Source organism: Streptomyces javensis (genome assembly GCF_039525925.1).
Classification (GTDB): domain Bacteria; phylum Actinomycetota; class Actinomycetes; order Streptomycetales; family Streptomycetaceae; genus Streptomyces; species Streptomyces asiaticus.
Genome location: NZ_BAAAIF010000057.1, coordinates 1 through 17,851 on the forward strand (window position 1 = coordinate 1; position 17,851 = coordinate 17,851).

General features: G+C 69.2%; 12 protein-coding genes. 5 read left to right on the plus strand and 7 right to left on the minus strand.

Going from position 1 to position 17,851, the window contains the following annotated elements; all coding sequences use genetic code 11:
- Positions 1-85 precede the first annotated feature (85 nt).
- Positions 86-640 (minus strand): ATP-binding protein, encoded by a 555-nt coding sequence (locus ABD329_RS35180; protein WP_198276291.1) that lies wholly within the window; start codon positions 638-640, stop codon positions 86-88.
- Between the two features lie 296 nt (positions 641-936).
- On the opposite strand from ABD329_RS35180, the gene ABD329_RS35185 reads away from it, so the two are divergent.
- Complete coding sequence (locus ABD329_RS35185) at positions 937-1,812, plus strand: helix-turn-helix domain-containing protein (RefSeq protein ID WP_164428131.1); 876 nt, start codon at positions 937-939, stop codon at positions 1,810-1,812.
- A 3-nt stretch (positions 1,813-1,815) separates the two neighbouring features.
- The gene (locus ABD329_RS35190; RefSeq protein WP_147966479.1) at positions 1,816-2,040 is read left to right on the plus strand and encodes a DUF397 domain-containing protein; all 225 of its coding nucleotides are present in this window, start codon (positions 1,816-1,818) and stop codon (positions 2,038-2,040) included.
- Between the two features lie 151 nt (positions 2,041-2,191).
- Here ABD329_RS35190 and ABD329_RS35195 read toward each other — a convergent pair whose 3' ends face one another.
- The 6 genes from ABD329_RS35195 to ABD329_RS35220 all read right to left on the minus strand — a co-directional run bounded on the left by ABD329_RS35195 (position 2,192) and on the right by ABD329_RS35220 (position 10,136).
- Complete coding sequence (locus ABD329_RS35195; RefSeq protein WP_309142665.1) at positions 2,192-4,519, minus strand: ATP-binding protein; 2,328 nt, start codon at positions 4,517-4,519, stop codon at positions 2,192-2,194.
- A 94-nt stretch (positions 4,520-4,613) separates the two neighbouring features.
- Positions 4,614-5,252 carry a DUF6879 family protein gene (locus ABD329_RS35200; protein ID WP_198276290.1) on the minus strand — a complete coding sequence of 213 codons (639 nt, stop codon included), beginning with the start codon at positions 5,250-5,252 and terminating at the stop codon, positions 4,614-4,616.
- Positions 5,245-5,514 carry a hypothetical protein gene (locus tag ABD329_RS35205; RefSeq protein ID WP_198276289.1) on the minus strand — a complete coding sequence of 90 codons (270 nt, stop codon included), beginning with the start codon at positions 5,512-5,514 and terminating at the stop codon, positions 5,245-5,247. The genes ABD329_RS35200 and ABD329_RS35205 overlap by 8 nt, the downstream gene beginning before the upstream one ends.
- A 572-nt stretch (positions 5,515-6,086) precedes the next feature.
- Positions 6,087-7,220 carry a TIGR02391 family protein gene (locus ABD329_RS35210; protein WP_309142666.1) on the minus strand — a complete coding sequence of 378 codons (1,134 nt, stop codon included), beginning with the start codon at positions 7,218-7,220 and terminating at the stop codon, positions 6,087-6,089.
- A 1,012-nt stretch (positions 7,221-8,232) separates the two neighbouring features.
- Positions 8,233-8,850: a hypothetical protein gene (locus ABD329_RS35215; RefSeq protein WP_198276288.1), complete on the minus strand. Its 618-nt coding sequence runs from the start codon at positions 8,848-8,850 to the stop codon at positions 8,233-8,235.
- Between the two features lie 47 nt (positions 8,851-8,897).
- Complete coding sequence (locus ABD329_RS35220; protein ID WP_198276287.1) at positions 8,898-10,136, minus strand: AAA family ATPase; 1,239 nt, start codon at positions 10,134-10,136, stop codon at positions 8,898-8,900.
- A gap of 633 nt (positions 10,137-10,769) precedes the next feature.
- Between ABD329_RS35220 and ABD329_RS35225 the strand changes: the two genes are divergently transcribed.
- Genes ABD329_RS35225 through ABD329_RS35235 form a run of 3 tightly spaced genes read left to right on the plus strand, consistent with a single transcriptional unit; the run spans position 10,770 to position 17,791 of the window.
- Complete coding sequence (locus tag ABD329_RS35225) at positions 10,770-12,374, plus strand: TIGR02677 family protein (protein WP_198276286.1); 1,605 nt, start codon at positions 10,770-10,772, stop codon at positions 12,372-12,374.
- Positions 12,375-12,383: 9 nt separating this feature from the next.
- Positions 12,384-13,649: a TIGR02678 family protein gene (locus ABD329_RS35230; protein ID WP_198276285.1), complete on the plus strand. Its 1,266-nt coding sequence runs from the start codon at positions 12,384-12,386 to the stop codon at positions 13,647-13,649.
- The gene (locus ABD329_RS35235; protein WP_198276284.1) at positions 13,646-17,791 is read left to right on the plus strand and encodes a TIGR02680 family protein; all 4,146 of its coding nucleotides are present in this window, start codon (positions 13,646-13,648) and stop codon (positions 17,789-17,791) included. Before ABD329_RS35230 ends, ABD329_RS35235 begins: the two co-directional genes overlap by 4 nt.
- The last annotated feature ends 60 nt before the right edge of the window (positions 17,792-17,851 follow it).

Below are 17,851 nucleotides of genomic sequence, written 5' to 3' on the forward strand. Positions count from 1 at the left end.
CCGCCAGAAGGGCGTCCAGGCAAGGAGTCACAACCAAGCCAACGGGCGCCCTTCGCCATGGTCGCGGCCAGCACAAACATCGGACTCATTCATCTAGCACCACGGTGAGCCCACCCGATGTGCGCTGCTGGCTTCCCACGCTGCGGACGGTGCGCCACTCACCCCACACCCGTACGCACTGACCCGCTCGGACCGTCAACGCGGCGACCTCCATCCCGTCCCGTTCCGGCACCAGATCCGGGGCTTTCAGCTCGGCCCAGACAGTCTTCCCGATCCCGCACGCGCGCCTTTCACAGCCCCAGCGATGGGCCAGAGCCTCCACGAGTAGCAGCCCTCGCCCGCCTGTCTCGTCCTCTTCCGGCTTCCGCACCTCCGGCTTGCCCTCGCCGGCGTCGCTGACTTCGAGCCGTAGCACGCCCTCATCCAGCAGCCGCGCGATCCGCACCTCCACCAGTCGGTCATTGGGCACACGCACACGCAGGGCATTGGTCACCAGCTCCGACAACACCAGCTCCCCCACCTCCGCGGCCTCCTGCCCGACACCCCAGTCGGCGAGCACGGAATGCAGCAGCGCCCGCGCCCGCGGAACGCTGCTCCGTCGACGGGGCAGGCGAAACTTGACTTCGTACGGTTCGCTCACGACAGCTCCCACCGATCCAGCGAGCCGTTCGAACTCCCCGGTGAGAGCGGGAACGTGCTCGTTCGTCAGTTACCCGTGCCTCTGAGTCGTTGCACGGAGTATTGCCACGCTCAGCGTTCAGTTGAGCGCATAACGTCATGAACGCTAAGCTGCACCCCACGGCCGGGCACCGTCAAGTCACACGTCGTGTCAATTGACACGACGTTGCTTATTGATCGTTCTTGGCCACATCGGGATCGAGAATGTCCCTCACTCGCCCGGTCTTTGAGGTCAACTCGCGGGCACAAGGAGAAGCAATGACCAACAGCAATAGCACCTTGCTGATGTCACGCGTCACGTTCGGCCGGGCTCTGCGACGTCTGCGCCACGAGGCCAATCGCTTCACCATCGCGGAAGTTGCGGCGGCGCTCGGCTGCGACGTCTCCTTGATCAGCCGGATCGAGAACGGAAAGCGGGTCTGCTCCCAGCGGCACTTCGCCCAGCTCATGGACCTCTACGGGGTCTCCGCTGACCAGCGTGACGAACTTGCCGAGCTGCACGCATCCGCCCGGGAGCGACGCCAGCCGTGGTGGGCGCCGTACAGCGAAGTGATCAGCGCGCAGTACGAACGCTTCCTCGGGTTCGAGGCCGCAGCCTCGACTGTCCACGAGTATCAAGTCGGCATCGTGCCAGGGCTCTTGCAGACAGAGGCTTACGCGACGGCGGTGACCGGCGTGGGCTTCGCCTCACTGGGCCCAGACCAGATCGAGGCGCTTGTCGAGGTACGCAGCCTGCGTCAGCGGCATTGTCTCCACGAAACGACAGCTCCACTGGAGTGCCACTACGTCATCGCGCAGGCGGCCCTGGACTTCCAGGTCGGCGGTGCACGGACGCACCAGGAACAGTTGGGACATCTGGTGGAGATCTCAGCGCATCCCAGCGTCGACCTACGTGTCATCCCCTACGAGAAGGGCGAACAGGCCGCTCAGATCTCAGCCTTTAGGATTCTCCAGTTCTCAGACGACGACGTGCCCGACGTGGCCTTCGGTGAGTCGGTCGCTGGTAGCTTGACGATGGACGACCCACGGGACCTGCGACGCCTGCACCGACTGTTCCGCAGTCTCACCGATGCGGCCCTCTGTCCAGAGGAGAGCCGCGACGTCATCGCTCGTACGAGAAACAGGGGAAGCTAACTGATGGAGAAGATAGACCTCTACTCGATCGACCCTGCATCCCTCGCCTGGCAGAAGAGCAGCTTCACCGCGAACAATGGTGAGTGCTTCGAGCTGGCTCCCCTCCCCGGTGGAGGGGTGGCTGTTCGTGATTCGAAGAACCCATCCGGCCCGCATCTCTGCTTCACTTCCGGTGAGTGGCGAGCCTTCAAGGCAGGCATGACCGCAGGAGACTTTGACAATCTATAATTCGATCTTTCGGAACAGCTCACCGGTTCAACTTGCGGATCTTTCGGCTGATCGGCCGGAAGGCGGAGGCGGGGAAGCCGCCAAGAAGATGAGCGCCGCCGAATCCGCGGCCCCGCCCCTGTCCACGTCGGCCTCCGCCTCGATCGGTGCTTCAGCTAGTTTCGGTTAGTCCACGTTCGATGGTCTCGCGCACCGCTACCGCGCGAGGGTCATCGAAAGCGGCGAGGAACCTCAGCGCCTCTGTCCAGTGCCGACGGGCCTCGTCCGGGCTTTCGCCGAGTAAGGCCGAGGCCGTGCCATCGAGGGCCAGGGCCTGGTGCCACTCATCCCCGAGATCGCGGTGCGTCGAGGCAGCCTGGCGGTGGAAGTCGACCGCCTCGGCATGACGTCCGAGTTGGCGGTACACCTCACCAACCCCCTGCCAGGCCAGCGCCTCTCGGCTGCGGTCGGCGAGGCGTCGGTGGAGTGTGGCGGATCGCTGGTAGGAGGTCAGGGCCTCGGCGTACTCGCCCTTCGCCTGCTGGGCATCGCCCAGGGTCAGCAGCCAGAACCCCTCCAGGCGGAGGTTGCGGAGACCGAGGGCGATGTCGAGGGCGGCCTGGGCCGAGACCAGGGATGCTTCGACATCGCCCCGCTCGCGTTGGACATCGCTCAGCACGCGCAGGATGTTGCCCTCGCCGCGCTGATCACCGAGGGTTCGGTGCGCTGCCAGGGCTTGGTCAATGACGGTTGCCGCCTCCGGGAGCCGTCCGGCGCGGTAGTGGGTGGTCGCAAGGTTGGACAGCGCAGTGGCGGCCCAGTGGGCGGCGTCCTGCTCCTGGAAGGCGGAGATGGCCTGCTCGAAGTAGCGGGCAGCGGGGTCGAGTCGTCTGGCGCGGAGATGGTTCAGCCCGATCAGGTTGAGTGAGCGGGCTTCGCCAAGGCGGTCTCCCAGATCGCGCCGGATGGCCAGCGCGTTCTCGTGGGATTCGAGGCTCTCGGCCAGGCAGTTGAGGCGGGTGTAGGCCATGCCGAGGTAGGTATGGAGTGCGCCTTGCGCGGCGCGTTCGTCCAACCGTTCGGCTGCCTCCAGGCCGATGCGGCCCACGGCCGGCCAGCTTGTGCCCGAGGCGGAGGGAAACTGGGCGTTCCACAAGACTGTGGCCAGCTGCCACGCCAGTCGGTCATGCCCGGCGTCGGCCGCCGTACGGACGGACTGGAGGAGGTTGGCGTGCTCCCGCTCGGCCCAGTCCACGGCGGCGTCATACTCGGAGAACGTCAGCGGGCTGACGTCATCCGGGGCAGGCGTGAGGGGCACACGGTCCTCGGCGGGGTTGATCCAGCCCTGCGCGGCGTCGGCGGTGTGCAGGTACCACTCCAGCACGCGTCGCAGCGCTGCCTCCCGCTCGACCGGCGGCTCCTCGTGCTGGGCCTGGTCGATGGCGTACGCGCGCAGAAGGTCATGGAACTGGTAGCGGTCCGGAGCGGTCTGTTCCAGGAGGTGTGCGCCGACCAGAGAGTCCAGTAGTTGCCGGGACCGACTGATGCTGGTCGACCCTGCCAGGGCCGCCGCGGCCCGCAGCCCGAACTCGGGTCCGGGATGCAGGCCCAGCAGGCGGAACAGGCGGGCGGCCTGCTCGGACAGGGCTCGATAGGACCACGCGAAGACGGTGCGGACGGCTTCGGCTTCCTCGTCATCGCCAGTGCTCAAGGCGTCCCATAGGGCCGATTCGTCACGCAGGTCGGCGATCAGGTCGTCCAGCCGTAGGTGAGGGTGACTGGCGGCGCGTTCCGCGGCTATCCGCAGAGCGAGCGGAAGTCGTGCGCACAGCCGGGCCAACTCGGCGAGCTGCCGTTCGTCATCGACCGGCCGGTATCCCGCAGTGACGACGCGCAGCAAGGCAACCGCCTCCGGCTCCGGCAGCACACCGAGCGTGAGTCGGCGAGCTCCGTCACGGACGGCGAGACCGGACAAGCGGCTACGGCTGGTGACCAGCACCAGGCCGTGCGCGCTCCCGGGCAACAACGGCCTGACCTGGCCGACAGTGGCCGCGTTGTCCAGGACAACCAGCACCCGGCGGTCGGCCAGCAACGAGCGGTATAGCGCGGCGGCCGCGTCGAGATCCTGCGGTACGGCTTCGGCCGGGACACCGAGCGAGGTCAGCAAGCGGTGCAGGGCCTCGCGTGCCGCGACCGGCTCCCCGGGGTCGTAGCCGCGCAGATTGGCGTACAGCTGACCATCCGGGAAACACTCCCGGACCTGGTGTGCCCAGCGCAGTGCCAGCGATGTCTTTCCGGCGCCGGCGGTGCCGGCGATCACGTATACCGAGACGACAAGCGGACCGCCGTCCTCGGTGGTAAGGACGGCATTCAACTGGCCGAGCTCATCGGTTCGGTTGACGAATCCGCCCACGTCAGCCGGTAACTGGCGTGGTACGGGGCTGGAGGAGTTCCCCGGGTCCGGTGTGCCCTGCGCGTGGAAGTGGATGCCTCCGTGCACACTTCTCGCCTGGACGACGTCACGTGAGGATCCCGACAGCTCGGAGTGGGTGCTACCGAAGTGCTCGTCCTGTCCGCCTGGCGATGTGATCGGCCTACTCCCTTCCCGCGTCGCTCAGCGTCGGCGGATCAAGGTGCGCTACCTCGCGGTCGAAGTAGGAGATCACTTCTTCACCCACCGCGTAGAGCGCCTTGATGTAGTTCTCCCAGCGCTCGACGAGGTCACGGTCGGTGTAGCGGATCGCGCCGTCCGCAACTCCTGCTTCGGTGTACAGGACTTGGAAGAGGGTGCGGCCGCCCAGCACAACCACTTCCGGAAGCGGGCCGGTGTCCTCCGAGGCGGCCACCTGCGCGGCGGAGACGATCCTGATCCGCTGCCCGTACTCCGCACGCTGCCGCTGGGAGTGGAGTTCCCACTGCACGTACGGCGTCAGTGGCCTCTCGACCACCCGCACACGGTGAAAGGCATACCCTCTGCGCTCGTCTTCCTGAGCGGTCTCAGCCAAGGTGTCGCGCCGGTCGGCGAGGAGCCGAAGCGCCTCCTCCCAGTCACCCCGACGCAGGGCGTCCCGGCTCGGACTGCCCTGCTCCTCGAAGTGCTGTCGGCGCTCCAGCTTCCAGGAACTCCCGTCACGGACCGCGTCCTCCCGTTGCCGGAAGTCCTGCTTGTAGGCGGTGCGGGTGAGCCGATCGCCCTGCTCGGGAACGAGATCGGGGGCGAGGAGATCAAGCATCGGGGATGTCCTTCTTCGCCGCGCTGAGCATGTTCCCCGGGATGACGACCAGCCGCTCATCAGGAGCGAGGTGCACGCCCTGCGGCAGGCGGGAGCCGTAGACGGCTGTCAGATCCCTGCCGATCACAGCCACATCACCGTTGTCGAGCTGCCAGATGTCCGGACACTCGTCATTGCCGTCGGAGTTCCCGAGCTCTTCGGCCGACTTCCCCAGCCGACGCTCGAATAACGCGGACGGGTCAGCCTCCCAGGCACGGGCCATGTCTGCCTCCGGTCAGGTGGTCGAGCACGCTGTGGCTACCCACTGTATCCAGGGACACACCCATAGGTGAGAGGGTTGGCCCCACGGCCGAGCCGCCGGTGGTGGCACGGAAGCCGTCAGGGGCGGCTCCCGGTGCGGTCGGAGCGCCGGTCGGCTACGTGCGCGCTCGGGGCACCGGCACCGGGAAGGCCGTCTGGATCACCAGCTCACCGTCCATCAATGGCTCGGTTCGTCCCCATTTGCAGTGTCCCCCGCCGGGGGCACTCCTTATGAGGTGCCTGAAGACCCTGTGACCAGCGGAAACGCTGAGTACGGGGTCTTCGTGTTTGTGCAGGCGTATGCCGCCTGGGGCGGCCGTATGTCGGGGTCTGTGGACGAGGCGTGGACGGGATCTTGAGACATCGCCGCAGGTGAGCTCTCACAAATGGCGAGGCCCGCACTAACGCCAGGCGCCCCGCCCCGGTATGCGTCGTCGCGCCGCCGGGCCAACAACGGGCGCCTATGAGCGCATCCGGCACCTCTCACAGGCCCACGGTGCTCCCCAGACAGGCGACCTCGCGCCGCAAGACAAGTTACGGCGTCCCGACTGCCGCGGTCGACGGCGCGCCGAGCTTGGCCTCTGCCTCGTCGAGCCGCCGCATGAGCATGTTGGCGAGGGCCAGCATCTCCTGCGCTTCTTCCGGATCGTCGGCGAAGTGCGGGCCGTGGGATCTCGGGTTTCGAAGTGCTTCCATCGCCCCCTTGAACAGGTCTCGAAAGCCTTCGCGCTCGCTCCGTAGCGAAGGGCCAGTGGCTCGCGTCACGACAAGCTTCGGCGTGTCCGATCCGAGCGCCGCGCCCATGAGTTTCGACCCGACTTCCGGGAGTCCGCTCAGCGTCTGGACGCGGTGCTCCACGGCTTGGAAGGCGCTCCGCACTGCATCGGTGTACTGCCCCTTCTCGAAGCGTCCAGCTGCTACTGCCGCCACTGCGGGGTGAAGTGGAATGGAAAGGGCGAGTGTTGGCGCGGGCTCTGGCGCGAGGACGGGTTTACGTACAAGTGGCGATGGCACGAACTTGGGTTCTACCGGCTGAGAGTCGCGCACGCTGGTCCTCGCGTTCCAATACTCCACGAGTCTAGCCACCATCGCGAAGGGGCGTACTCTGCGGTCGAATGAGACGCGCCAGTACAGCTCCTCGGGTCGCCAGCCGAGACCCGCCGTCCAGGGCTCATGGGTGATCAGGAGTGCGGCGCGGTAGAAGGCCTCGGCCGGCGGGATCACTCCAGGATCGAACGCTGGGTGTGTCGTGACTACTTCCGGGTCAATGTACGGCTGACTAGGCGCCGAGGGATCGTCGGGCCGGGGCTCCCAGTCTCGTTCGATCACGCCGGCTAGACGCACTATGTAAATGAATGCCTTGATCTCTGTCGCAGAGTCGTCGCAGTGCACTGCGCCAGCGAGAGAGAGTTGGATCGCTTGGTCCGGCTGCGGCGGTCGACGTTGCAGGTCGAAGTCGATCCCCAAGAGCAGACCCTGCGGTAGTTGCTCAATCGCATCTTCAAATTGGACACCCATGCGGTAGAGGGCCCTATCAGCCTGCTCGAAGATGGGCCACCGACGCTTCTGGGCAAGGTGCTGCCAGACGAGGTTCAAGAGCTTGGATCCCTCGTCGCCCGAGGGGCGAGGCATGCCCTTCGGCGCGACAGCCCGATTGCGCATGTTCACGAACAACCCGCAACTGTCTGTAACCGTATAGGCCAGGAAGGTTATCGGACGGTCCGGCCATCCAGCGACTGTGTTCGGACCGCCCCCTGGGACTCTGAGCTAGTGTGATGCGCCAGAAATCCTGAGGGTTAGTTACTACCTTGTTGGCATGTCGCATTCGGGGCCTTCTGCTGTGGCGATCACGTTGTCCGAGGCCGAGCGTGCCGAGTTGGTGCGCCGGACGAAAGTGCCGCACCGGCGCTCAGCTGAGAAGGCCCGCATCATCCTGGCGTGTGCTGACGGCATGTCGAACGCGGGTGTCGACGATCGTGATGGGAATCATGCTCGGCGGGACCGGCTCCACCACCATTGCCAACGTCGCCGAGCGTACGGGACAACACTGGGGGCGTCAGGTTGTCGCCAAGGTGCCTGTCGAGACGTTACGCCAGATCAACAGGATCTTGGGGACGAACTTCGTCACGAAGTACGGGACCAAGCAGGGAGTCATAGTTCTCGGTCGAGTGGCACCGTTCGGTATCGGCGCTGTGATCGGTGGTGGCGCCAACGCTGCGATGGCCACTCTGGCTGTGAGGGCCGGTCGTCGCGCGTTCGGCCCACCTCCGACATCGTGGCCATGCTGACGTTCGGAAGCGATCGATCGCTCAGGTGGGACGGCCACGAGGAGTGTTGGACGGTTACCAGCGCTCACTCCCCCGCATAAGCCGGCAGCCGCTCCACAGGTATCCGAGCGTCCCGATCGGCCGTGAGTACGATTCATGCGAAAGGTGCAACTCGCCTCGCCGGAGCGGCCAGGACGTAGCGAAATGGGTGGAGGACCCTCGGCGAGTACTGCGGTCGGCGCGCGCGGGGGGGGCCGTGGCGCTGGATGGCCGTTGCGGTTGCCGACCGATCGCCTCGGGAACGCCTACGTTCGACACCATGGCCGACTGCGGCGGGGCAGCCGGGGCGGCCAGAATGGCCAGGACCGGGTGGTCCCTGTGAGCACCCGGCACGACACCCGGTGCTGCGGGGCTCACGCCCAGTCCTTGAGGTCCTCGACGAAGTCCGTGTAGGAGTCGTTTCTGCCTTCCGGAGCGGAGATCAGGCCGTTCTCCAACGCCTTACGCGCGACCAGAGGGCCGTCGCTCTCGCGAAAGAGCGGCGAGCCGAGCCGTCCTTTGAGTGCTTCCTTGGGGTCTTTGATCCGCCCCGTATCCTTGCCGCGCAAACGAGAGGGAACCTTCCACCTCGGACGCACATGAGGGAAAGCGTCCGGGAAGAGGAGAAGCCATCCCTCGGATTCCCACGCGGCAAGCGCGAGTGCGGTGTGGTGCAACCCGTCGCACTGGCGGCCGAATTCTTCCGTGACCGCAGTGCGAACTTTTCTGTAGTCCCGATCGGTGAAACCATCCACGTCTTCGTGGACCACAAACCCGATAAGCTGCGCCTTCTGCTGAAGCGCCTTGGCTCGCGCCTTTCCGGTAAGTGCCTTTACTGCCGCGGTCAGATCGGGTCCGGACTTTTTGCGCAGTCGTACGGGGTCGTTGATGCGAACCAGCTTGGCGGCCGCCCCTAAGTCGGGACGGTGCGCACGTATCAAAGCAGCCATGATCTCGCAGTCGTTCTGATCCTCACCGGCGAGGACAATCACTTGGTTCGGCGAACCGCTGCGCCGACCGCCTCCCCGACCTCTGCTGGTCACAATGCGCCCCCGGTGAGGTCGCCGCCGAGCACGCCCGCGAACCACAGTTCGCCGAGCGGCTGGTCGCCGGACTCCTCCACGATGGCCTCGACTTCGCTCACCGATAGCGCCGGAATGATCGACGCGCCGTCGTCGTCCCGATCGCAGACGACGAACTCGCCGGGACGAAGCCGGTTCACGAGGGCGGGCGAGTGGGTGGCGACGATGAATTGGGTGCGCTCGGACGCTTCCCGTAGCCGCTGCACAACGAGTTCCAGCGCCTGCGGGTGCAACCCGTGATCGATCTCCTCGATACACGTGAAGGCCGGCGGATGAGGATCGTAGAGAAGGGCGAGCAGCCCGAGCAGCCGGACCGTACCGTAGGAGGCATCGGCCAGCGGGGTCAGGCGACGCAGACTGCGTTCGCGCAGGACGACGGTCAGTTGGTCGATCGAACCGCCGGCCTCTTCGAATTCAATGTTCTCCAGTTGCGGGAGAACCAGCCGGGCGTCCTCGACCAGATTCTCCCAGATTTCGTCCCGGCCACTGAGACTGATCAGGAACGCGGCAAGGTTTTCAGCGTGTGGCGCCAGCGTCGTCATGTCCGCGGCACGCAGCCGAGTGGGCATCCGAGCGGCAGCCACGTCGACATCGAAAACCCGGAAGGAGGAGAGGCGGTCTGCGACCCGGGTCACCTCGTCGCCACCGTCCGCGGGGCCGAGCCTGGGAAGGGTGGACAAGCCACTGCTCAGTCTGCGAATGCCGAAACTGCTTCCGCGGCCCTCCTCCCTACCGGCACGTTTGTCGACCACCCGCGCTTCCTCGCCGGAGATGGTGATGCGCCGCCCCCGCCCCTGTGTTCGCTTGAATACGAAGCTCTCTTCGCGTGACAGGGCGTAGGAGGCTCGGTTGGTGTCCCGGTTCGACGGCAGGGATCGGCGTCGGATCGTGAGGCTGTACTCGTCGGGCGCATTGAGTGTGGAGTTACTCGTCCAGGTTGCCTTCAGCTGCACGCGCATGAAGGTGGGTGGCTTGACGCCACCCCAGAAGGCAGCCTCGTCGAACCCGCCCCGTGCGTCGAGCGCGGGCTGGAGGTCCGTTCGAATGATGTCAGCAAGGAAGTCGAAAACCTTCAGCACGTTCGACTTGCCCACGCCGTTCGGCCCCACCAGCACGGTCAGCGGACCGAGCGGGATGGTCACGTCGCGCAGGCTTCGGAAGTTCTCGACGTGGAGTTCGAGGAGGCGGCTGGGCATGGGATGAACCTATCCGGTAGGCGAACGCGGCAAAGGCAGTTCCCGCAACAGATCGGATCTCGCCGCATATCGGCATCGGCCGACGTCAAGGAAGGGATACGCACGGTGGCGCCATCGCGTGAAGCGACCCGTGTCATGAGTACACAGGGGAGATTAGACCGATCAGCTGACATCACGCTGCGGCAATGCGGACCACGAACCAGCGTCAGCCCATGCCGGGGATGACGACCACCAACCCGTCACACAGATGTCCGGGAACCGCCGACTGGCCGTGCTGCTGATCACCTCGCCGCGCTGTACGGGAGCCGGGTCACCGTTATCAGAATCTGACCGCGGACGTGGGCGAACCGCGCCCTCGCCTCCTGCACGTGGCGACGGTCGTGCAGCGTCCGCCGGGTCTGTCAGTGGTGCGCCGTACGGTTTTCTTCGTGGCCGGCGATGTTCCTGGGGGCGGCGCCGGCTGCCGAAGAGGTACGTCGTGTCATCGTGCTCTCGGTGGGAGGTCAGTATGGTCTGCGAGCAATCGGTGGCTCTGCGCGCGCGGGGTGTGACGCGTAAGCGGCAGGCCATCCTGTCAATCCCCGCGGCGGGGATTTCTGCCCTCGTGTACGTGTCGGGAAGAATGCCGGGACGATGACGTCACCAGCTTCCGGTCCGCGCGGCAGCGAGCATGCGCCGTTCATCCATCTGACCGTGCCGAACGCGGCCTTGTACCGTCAGGTGATGCGTGCGTTCCTCGCGGCGAAGGAGCGGTTCGCGGTGCATCTGCGGCCCGAGGACGTGCACGCCGCGCTGGAGCCGGAGTACCGGCCGACGGATCTGGACGCGGTGGTGAAGGCGCTGGACAGCCTGGTGGAGTGGGGCAATCTGCGGGCGGATCCGGACACCTCGCGGGTCACCGCGGTCGAGGACTTCTACCGCAAGCGGTTCATCTATCAGCTCACCCAGGCCGGGGAGGCCGCCGAACAGGCGTTGTCGGTGTACGACGAGGCGCTGGGGCGGCGCGGTGCGCTACAGGCGGTGGCGCTGCACGACATCGTCACGCAGCTGCGTGCCCTTCTGGTGATCGCGGCCGAGCGGGAGGAGGGCGGGCCGGAGGAGGGCGGGCCGGACGCGGCGAAGGCGCATCTGGCGCTGTCGGCGCTGACGGGCCGGTTCGAGGCGCTGGCGGAGAACGCGCGGGCGTTCATGGGGTCGCTCCAGCGCACCATGGATTCGCACGGTGTGGAGGTCGAGGTGTTCCTCGCCTACAAGGACCGGCTGATCCAGTACCTGGAGCGGTTCATCCAGGACCTGATCACGCTGGGCGCGCGGATCGCGGTGCTCATCGGCGAGCTGGAGCAGGACGGACGGGCCGGTGTGCTGCTGCGGCTGGCGGCGGCCCGTGAGGCGGCCGACGCCGCGCCCGAGGACGCCGAAAGCGCCGAGGAGCAGGCGTATGAGCGGTGGGCGGCGAAGTGGTCGGGGCTCACCGCCTGGTTCGTCTCCGCGGACGGCCGTGAGTCGCAGGCCCGGCTGCTGCGCGGGCGGGCCCTCGGGGCGATCCCGCAACTCCTCGCGGTTGTCAGGCAGTTGAACGAGCGGCGGGCCGGACGTTCGGACCGGTCCGCGGACTTCCGCACCCTCGCCCGCTGGTTCGCCGAGGCTCCGGACGACGAGGCGCGGCACCGGCTGTGGCGCGCCGCCTTCGGTCTGTACTCCGCGCGTCATCTGACCGTGGACGCCGATACCCTGGCCGAGCGCACGGCCCGCCCGGTGCCCGCGTCCACCTCGTGGGCCGAGGCCGAGCCGCTGCGGATCAGCCCGCAACTGCGCCGTACCGGCAGCTACGAACGCCGCGGGCGGGCCCGCCGGGTGCAGGACCGCTCCGAGGAGCGACACCGGCTCGCGGAGATCGCCGCCAGGCAGGCGGAGGAGATTGCCACCGCCCGTGCCCGGCTCGCGACGGACGGCACCATACGGTTGTCCGCGGTGGGAGAACTGGACCCGGTGGCCTTCGGGCTGTTCTTGCAGCTGCTCGGCGATGCCCTGGCCACCTGGCGGCCCGGTATGACGAGCACGGTGGCGACCAGCAACGACGGCTCGATGGAGATCCGGCTGACGGCCCTCGCCGACGGGACGACGGCCGACATCCGCACGCCGGGCGGGACCTTCCGCGGCCCCGACCACCTGATCGAGATCACCGACCTCACCCGGCCCGGCCGCGCAGGACGGCCACCCACCGGCCGAGACGATTGAGGGGGAGCCATGACCACGCCCCTGGGCGAGGTGCTGGACGGCCGGCGGACGGCCGAGGTGCACAAGGCGGCCCGGACGCTGTTGAAGGAGCCGCTGTTGCTGGCGCAGGGCCCGCACGCGGACGAGTTCCGGCTGGTGCGGCAGCACGCCTCGGAGCTGCGCGACTGGTTCGACCGCAACACCGGCTGGTCGCTGCGGGTGGACGCGGAGGCCGCCCGGCTGGCCCGGACGCCCGGCACCTTGGCCGATCCCACCCATCCGGCGCGCGAGGCGTCCCGTGGCCGCGCCCCGTTCACGCGCCGCCGGTATGTGCTGCTGTGTCTGGCGCTGGCTGCGCTGGAGCGGGGTGAGGCGCAGATCGCCCTGGGCCGCCTGGCCGAGCAGGTGGTGCTGGACGCCACCGATCCCCACCTGGCCGCCGCCGGGGTGGAGTTCACCATGGAGCGCCGCGACGAACGCCTGGATCTGGCGGCGGTCGTGCGGCTGCTGCTGCGCCATGGGGTGCTGCGGCGGGTTGCCGGCGAGGAGGAGGCGTACGTCAGTGGTAGCGGCGACGTGCTCTACGACGTACAGCGGCGCGTCCTGGCCGGGCTGCTGGCCGCCCGCCGGGGCCCGTCGACGATCACCGCCGAGGACTTCGAGGACCGGCTGGCCGAGCTGACCGCCGAGAGCGCGCTGGACAGCGACGAGCTCCGATTCCGCGCGATCCGCCAGCGGCTGACCCGGAGGCTGCTGGACGACCCGGTGCTGTACTACGAGGAGCTGACCGACGAGGAACTCGCCTACCTGACCCGCCAGCGCGCCTTCCTCACCGCCCGCATCACCGAACTGACCGGCCTGGTTCCCGAAGTGCGGGCCGAGGGCATCGCCATGGTCGACCCGCACGACGATCTGACCGACGTACGGATGCCGGAGCAGGGCACGCACGGGCACGTCACCCTGCTGCTCGCCGAACACCTGGCGGCCATGGACGGCGAGGTGAGCCGCGCCGACCTCGAACGCAAGGTTCGGGAGCTGGCAGCCGAACACGGTGCGTTCTGGTCGAAGAGCGCCAAGCAGCCCGGCGCGGAGGCGGAGCTGGTCGGCCAGGCGCTGGAGAGGCTCACCGCGCTCGGCCTGGTCGCCACCACCCCGAAGGGCATCGTCCCGCTGCCCGCGCTCGCGCGGTACGCGGTCGGCGAGGCCGTCGTGACGGAACCGGGACCGGCATCCTCCCGCACACCCCGTGCTCCTCGCACGCCCCGCACACCCAAGCGAAAGGCACCGCAGTCGTGACCGCCCTGCCCGACCCGACACCCGGCCGGTGGCAGCCGCTGCGCATCGGCCTGATCGACCTCTTCCACTACGACACGGAGGAGTTCTGGTTCCGCGACGGCCGCCTGCTGCTGCGCGGCAACAACGGCACCGGCAAGTCCAAGGTGCTCGCCCTGACCCTGCCCTTCCTCCTGGACGGCGACCTGTCCGCCCGCCGGGTGGAACCCGACGCCGACCCGGGCAAGCGCATGGAGTGGAACCTGCTGCTCGGCGGCCGGCACCCGCACCCGGAGCGGCTCGGCTACACCTGGATCGAATTCGGCCGCCGGGACCAGGACTCGGGCCGGGCCCACTTCCGCACGCTGCTGTGCGGGCTGAAGGCTGTAACGGGCCGCGGTATCGCCCGCCACTGGTACGCGGTCACCGACCAGCGCGTCGGCGAGGAGCTGACCCTGCTCGACGCCACCGGCACCGCGCTGTCGCGGGACCGCCTGGCCGAGGCCGTCACCGGCCGCGGCATGGTTCACGACCAGGCGAAGGCGTACCGCAGGGCGGTCGACGAGGCGCTGTTCGGGCTCGGCGAGCGGCGCTACGCCGCCCTGGTCGACCTGCTCATCCAGCTGCGCCAGCCCCAGCTGTCCAAGCGCCCCAACGAGACGGCGCTGTCCCGTGCGCTGACCGAGGCGCTGCCGCCCATGGACCAGGCGGTGATCGCCGATGTGGCCGAGGCATTCCGCTCCCTGGACGAGGAGAAGGAGGAACTGCGAGCGGCCGCTGAGGCGGAACGGGCCGCCTCCGCCTTCCTCGACCACTATCGCCGCTACGCCCGCGTGGCCACTCGCCGGCGGGCCCGGCTGCCGCGCAGCGAACACGCCCGCTACGAACAGCTGCACCGTGACCTGTCCCAGGCGCGGACCGAGCGGGAGGAGGCCGAGCGGCAACGGGCGGCGGCCGCGGAGCGTATCGCCCAGCTGGAGGAGACGGCCGTGCGGCTGACGGCCCAGGACGCCGCGCTGCGCGCGGGTCCGGAGATGCGCAGCGCCCGGGAGCTGGAGCAGGCGGCGGCCGATGCGCGGCGCACCGCCGGCGAGCGGACCCGAGCGGAGACGGACCGGGACCAGGCCGCCCAGGCGAACTCTCGCGCCCTCGGCCGCCTGACGAGCGCCGAAGGACGGCTGACAGCGGCGGAGCAGCGAGTCGAGAGCACGCTGTGCCAAGCACGGGAGACGGCCCGAGCGGCCCGGCTCGACGACGTGCTGGGGCCCCACGACGCGGTCCCGGAGGCGGAACTGCACCACGCGGCCGAGGAGTCGGTGGCACGCCGGAGGCGCACCCTCGACCACGTGGAGGAGCTGGCCGCGGGGGCCGAACAGGCCGCCGACGAACGGCGGGCCGCCGCCCGCCGCCTGGACGAGGCCCAGACCGAGGCCGCCCACACCGCCGAACGCCAGGCCCAGGCGGAGGCGTCCGCCACACAGGCGGGCCAGGACCTGGTGGGTGCCGTACGCGAACACCTCGACCGATGCACGGAACTGGACCTTCCCGACCCGACGGGGCTCCTGGACGCTCTGCACGACTGGGGCACGCATCTGCACGGCCCCAGCCCCGCCCGGGAGCAGACCGCGGCGGCCCACCGCGGGCAGGCCGCGGACCTGGCCGACCGGGCCGCCGCACTCGGCCAGCGGCTGGCCGAACTGGCCGAGCGGCGCACCGCGACCGAAAGGGAGCTGGCGGAGCTGGAGGCCGGCGGCCAGCACGGACCGGAGGCACCCCGCACCCGTACCCCGGGGCTTCGCGACCGGACTCCCGGAGCGCCTCTGTGGAGGCTGGTCGACTTCCACGACCACGTCACTCCGGACGAACGGGCGGGGCTGGAGGCCGCGCTGGAGGCATCCGGGCTCCTGGACGCGTGGGTGTGCCCGGACGGCACCATGCTGGAGGCGAGCGGGCACGACGTGCTGCTGTCCCCGCTGCCTTCACATGCGCCGCCGGTCGGCGCCGTGCTCGCCGACGCGCTGCGGCCCGCCGTCGACCACGGCGACCCCCGGGCCACGCAGGTCGATGAACCGGCCGTGTCCGCTCTGCTGACGGCCATCGGCCTCGGGGGTACCGGCGCACCCGGCACGTGGGTGGCGGCGGACGGTCATTTCCGCATCGGCGCGCTGACCGGCAGCTGGTCGAAGGAAGCGGCAGTGTACGTGGGTGAAGGCGCTCGCGAGGAAGCACGCCGCGCCCGGATCGCCACCCTGCGCGGCGAACTGGACGCCCTGGCCGACAACACGGCACGCCGCGAAGCCGAACGCGCCACGGTGGCCGCGCGCCGACGCACCCTGGACGCCGAACTGGCCGCCGTCCCCGACGACGCCCCCCTGCGCCACGCCCACGCGGTGGCCGCCGCGGCGGCGGACGCCGCCCACCGGGCCCGCACCCGCCAGGAGGAACACGCGGCCGAACTCACCGCGACGGCCCGCCGCGAGGCCGAAGCGGCCACCACGTTGACCGAGACGGCCGCCGCCGTGAACCTCCCCACCGACCGACCGGCCCTGACCGCCGTCCGCCAGGCCCTGGCCGACCACACGGCCGTCCTCGCCGCACTGTGGCCGGCCCTGCGCGACCGGGCCGAGGCGCGCCGCGCTGTCGCCGACGAGCGGGCGGAAGCCGGCCGGACCGGGGAGCGGGTGGCCGAGCTGGACCAGCGACTGGCCGAGGCGATCCGGTTCGCCGCCGCCGCGGACGAGCACCACACCACTCTCCGCTCGACCGTCGGCGCGGCCGTCGCCGAGTTGGAGCGCCGTCTGGCCGAAACCGCGGCTGCCCTCGGCGCCTGCGAGCGGGACCAGAAGCAGGCCCGTCACGAGTACTCCGCCGCGGACCGCCGCGCCGGCCGCGCCGAGGGCCGTATCGAGCAGCTGGACAAGGACGTCCATGAGGCGGCGGCCACGCGTGCCGAGGCCATCGCCGCGCTCCAGCGGTTCGCGGCCACCGGCCTGCTGACCGTCGCCCTGCCCGAGGCTCCCGTACCGCCTCTGGACGGCGGATCCTGGGCCGCCACCCCGGCGATCGCGCTCGCCCGGGCGATCGAGGCGGCGCTGTCCGGTACGGACGACTCCGAGGGCGCCTGGGAACGCGTACAGAAGCGGCTCAGCGAGGAGTACAAGAAGCTCCAGGACGTCCTCTCCCGGGGCGGCCACAGCGCCACGGCGCGCATGACCGAGGACGGGATGATCGTCGACCTCGTCTACCAGGGCCACGGGCGGGCCGTGCCCGAACTGGCCGGGGCCCTGGCCACCGAGGTCCAGGAGCTGACCCGCATACTGTCGGCGCACGAACGCGAAATCCTGGAAACCCACCTGCTGACCGAGGTCGCCGGCACCCTCCAGGAACTGATCGACACCGCCGAGCGCCAGGTACGCGCCATGAACACCGAACTCGAACGGCGGCCCACCTCCACCGGCATGAAGCTGCGCCTGATGTGGCGGCCCTCCCGCAAGGCACCGGCCGGACTGGCACAGGCGCGGGCGCGGCTGCGCCAGTCCGCCGACGCCTGGGCGGCCGAGGACCGGGCGGCGGTCGGCGAGTTCCTGCAAGCCCAGATCGCCCGCGCGCAGGCCGAAAACGCCACCGGCAGCTGGCTGGAAGTGCTCACCACCGCGCTCGACTACCGCGCCTGGCACGAATTCGGCATCGAACGCCACCAGCACGGCGCCTGGGTGCCCGCCACCGGGCCCGCCTCCGGCGGCGAACGCGTCCTGGCCGTCTCCGTACCCCTGTTCGCCGCCGCCTCCGCCCACTACGCAACCGCCGCTCCACACGCCCCGCGCCTGGTCACCCTGGACGAAGCCTTCGCCGGCGTCGACGACGACTCCCGCGCCAAGTGCCTGGGCCTGCTCCACGCCTTCGACCTGGACGTGGTGATGACCAGTGAGCGTGAATGGGCCTGCTACCCGCAAGTACCCGGCATCGCCATCGCGCAGCTCTCCCGCGTCGACGACATCGACGCGGTCCTGGTGACTCGCTGGCAGTGGGACGGCGCCGAGCGGGCACGGGCCCCCGAACCCGACCGCCGCATGGCGACGGTCCCCGCACCGGCACACTCCCCCGGGGAGTCTGAGCCCACCCCCACCGAGAGCCCCGCACTCGGCCAGGACGCCCTGTGGGCCTGAGAAGTGAGGCGGGGCCGCCCGTGACGAGGAAGGACCGCCCGTGCCGAGAAAGGGGGAAGA

Coding starts and splice junctions, on each gene's coding strand:
- ABD329_RS35185 (WP_164428131.1), top strand. CDS start 937: ATGACCAACAGCAATAGCACCTTGCTGATGTCACGCGTCACGTTCGGC.
- ABD329_RS35190 (WP_147966479.1), top strand. CDS start 1,816: ATGGAGAAGATAGACCTCTACTCGATCGACCCTGCATCCCTCGCCTGG.
- ABD329_RS35200 (WP_198276290.1), bottom strand. CDS start 5,252: ATGCTTGATCTCCTCGCCCCCGATCTCGTTCCCGAGCAGGGCGATCGG.
- ABD329_RS35205 (WP_198276289.1), bottom strand. CDS start 5,514: ATGGCCCGTGCCTGGGAGGCTGACCCGTCCGCGTTATTCGAGCGTCGG.
- ABD329_RS35220 (WP_198276287.1), bottom strand. CDS start 10,136: ATGCCCAGCCGCCTCCTCGAACTCCACGTCGAGAACTTCCGAAGCCTG.
- ABD329_RS35225 (WP_198276286.1), top strand. CDS start 10,770: ATGACGTCACCAGCTTCCGGTCCGCGCGGCAGCGAGCATGCGCCGTTC.
- ABD329_RS35230 (WP_198276285.1), top strand. CDS start 12,384: ATGACCACGCCCCTGGGCGAGGTGCTGGACGGCCGGCGGACGGCCGAG.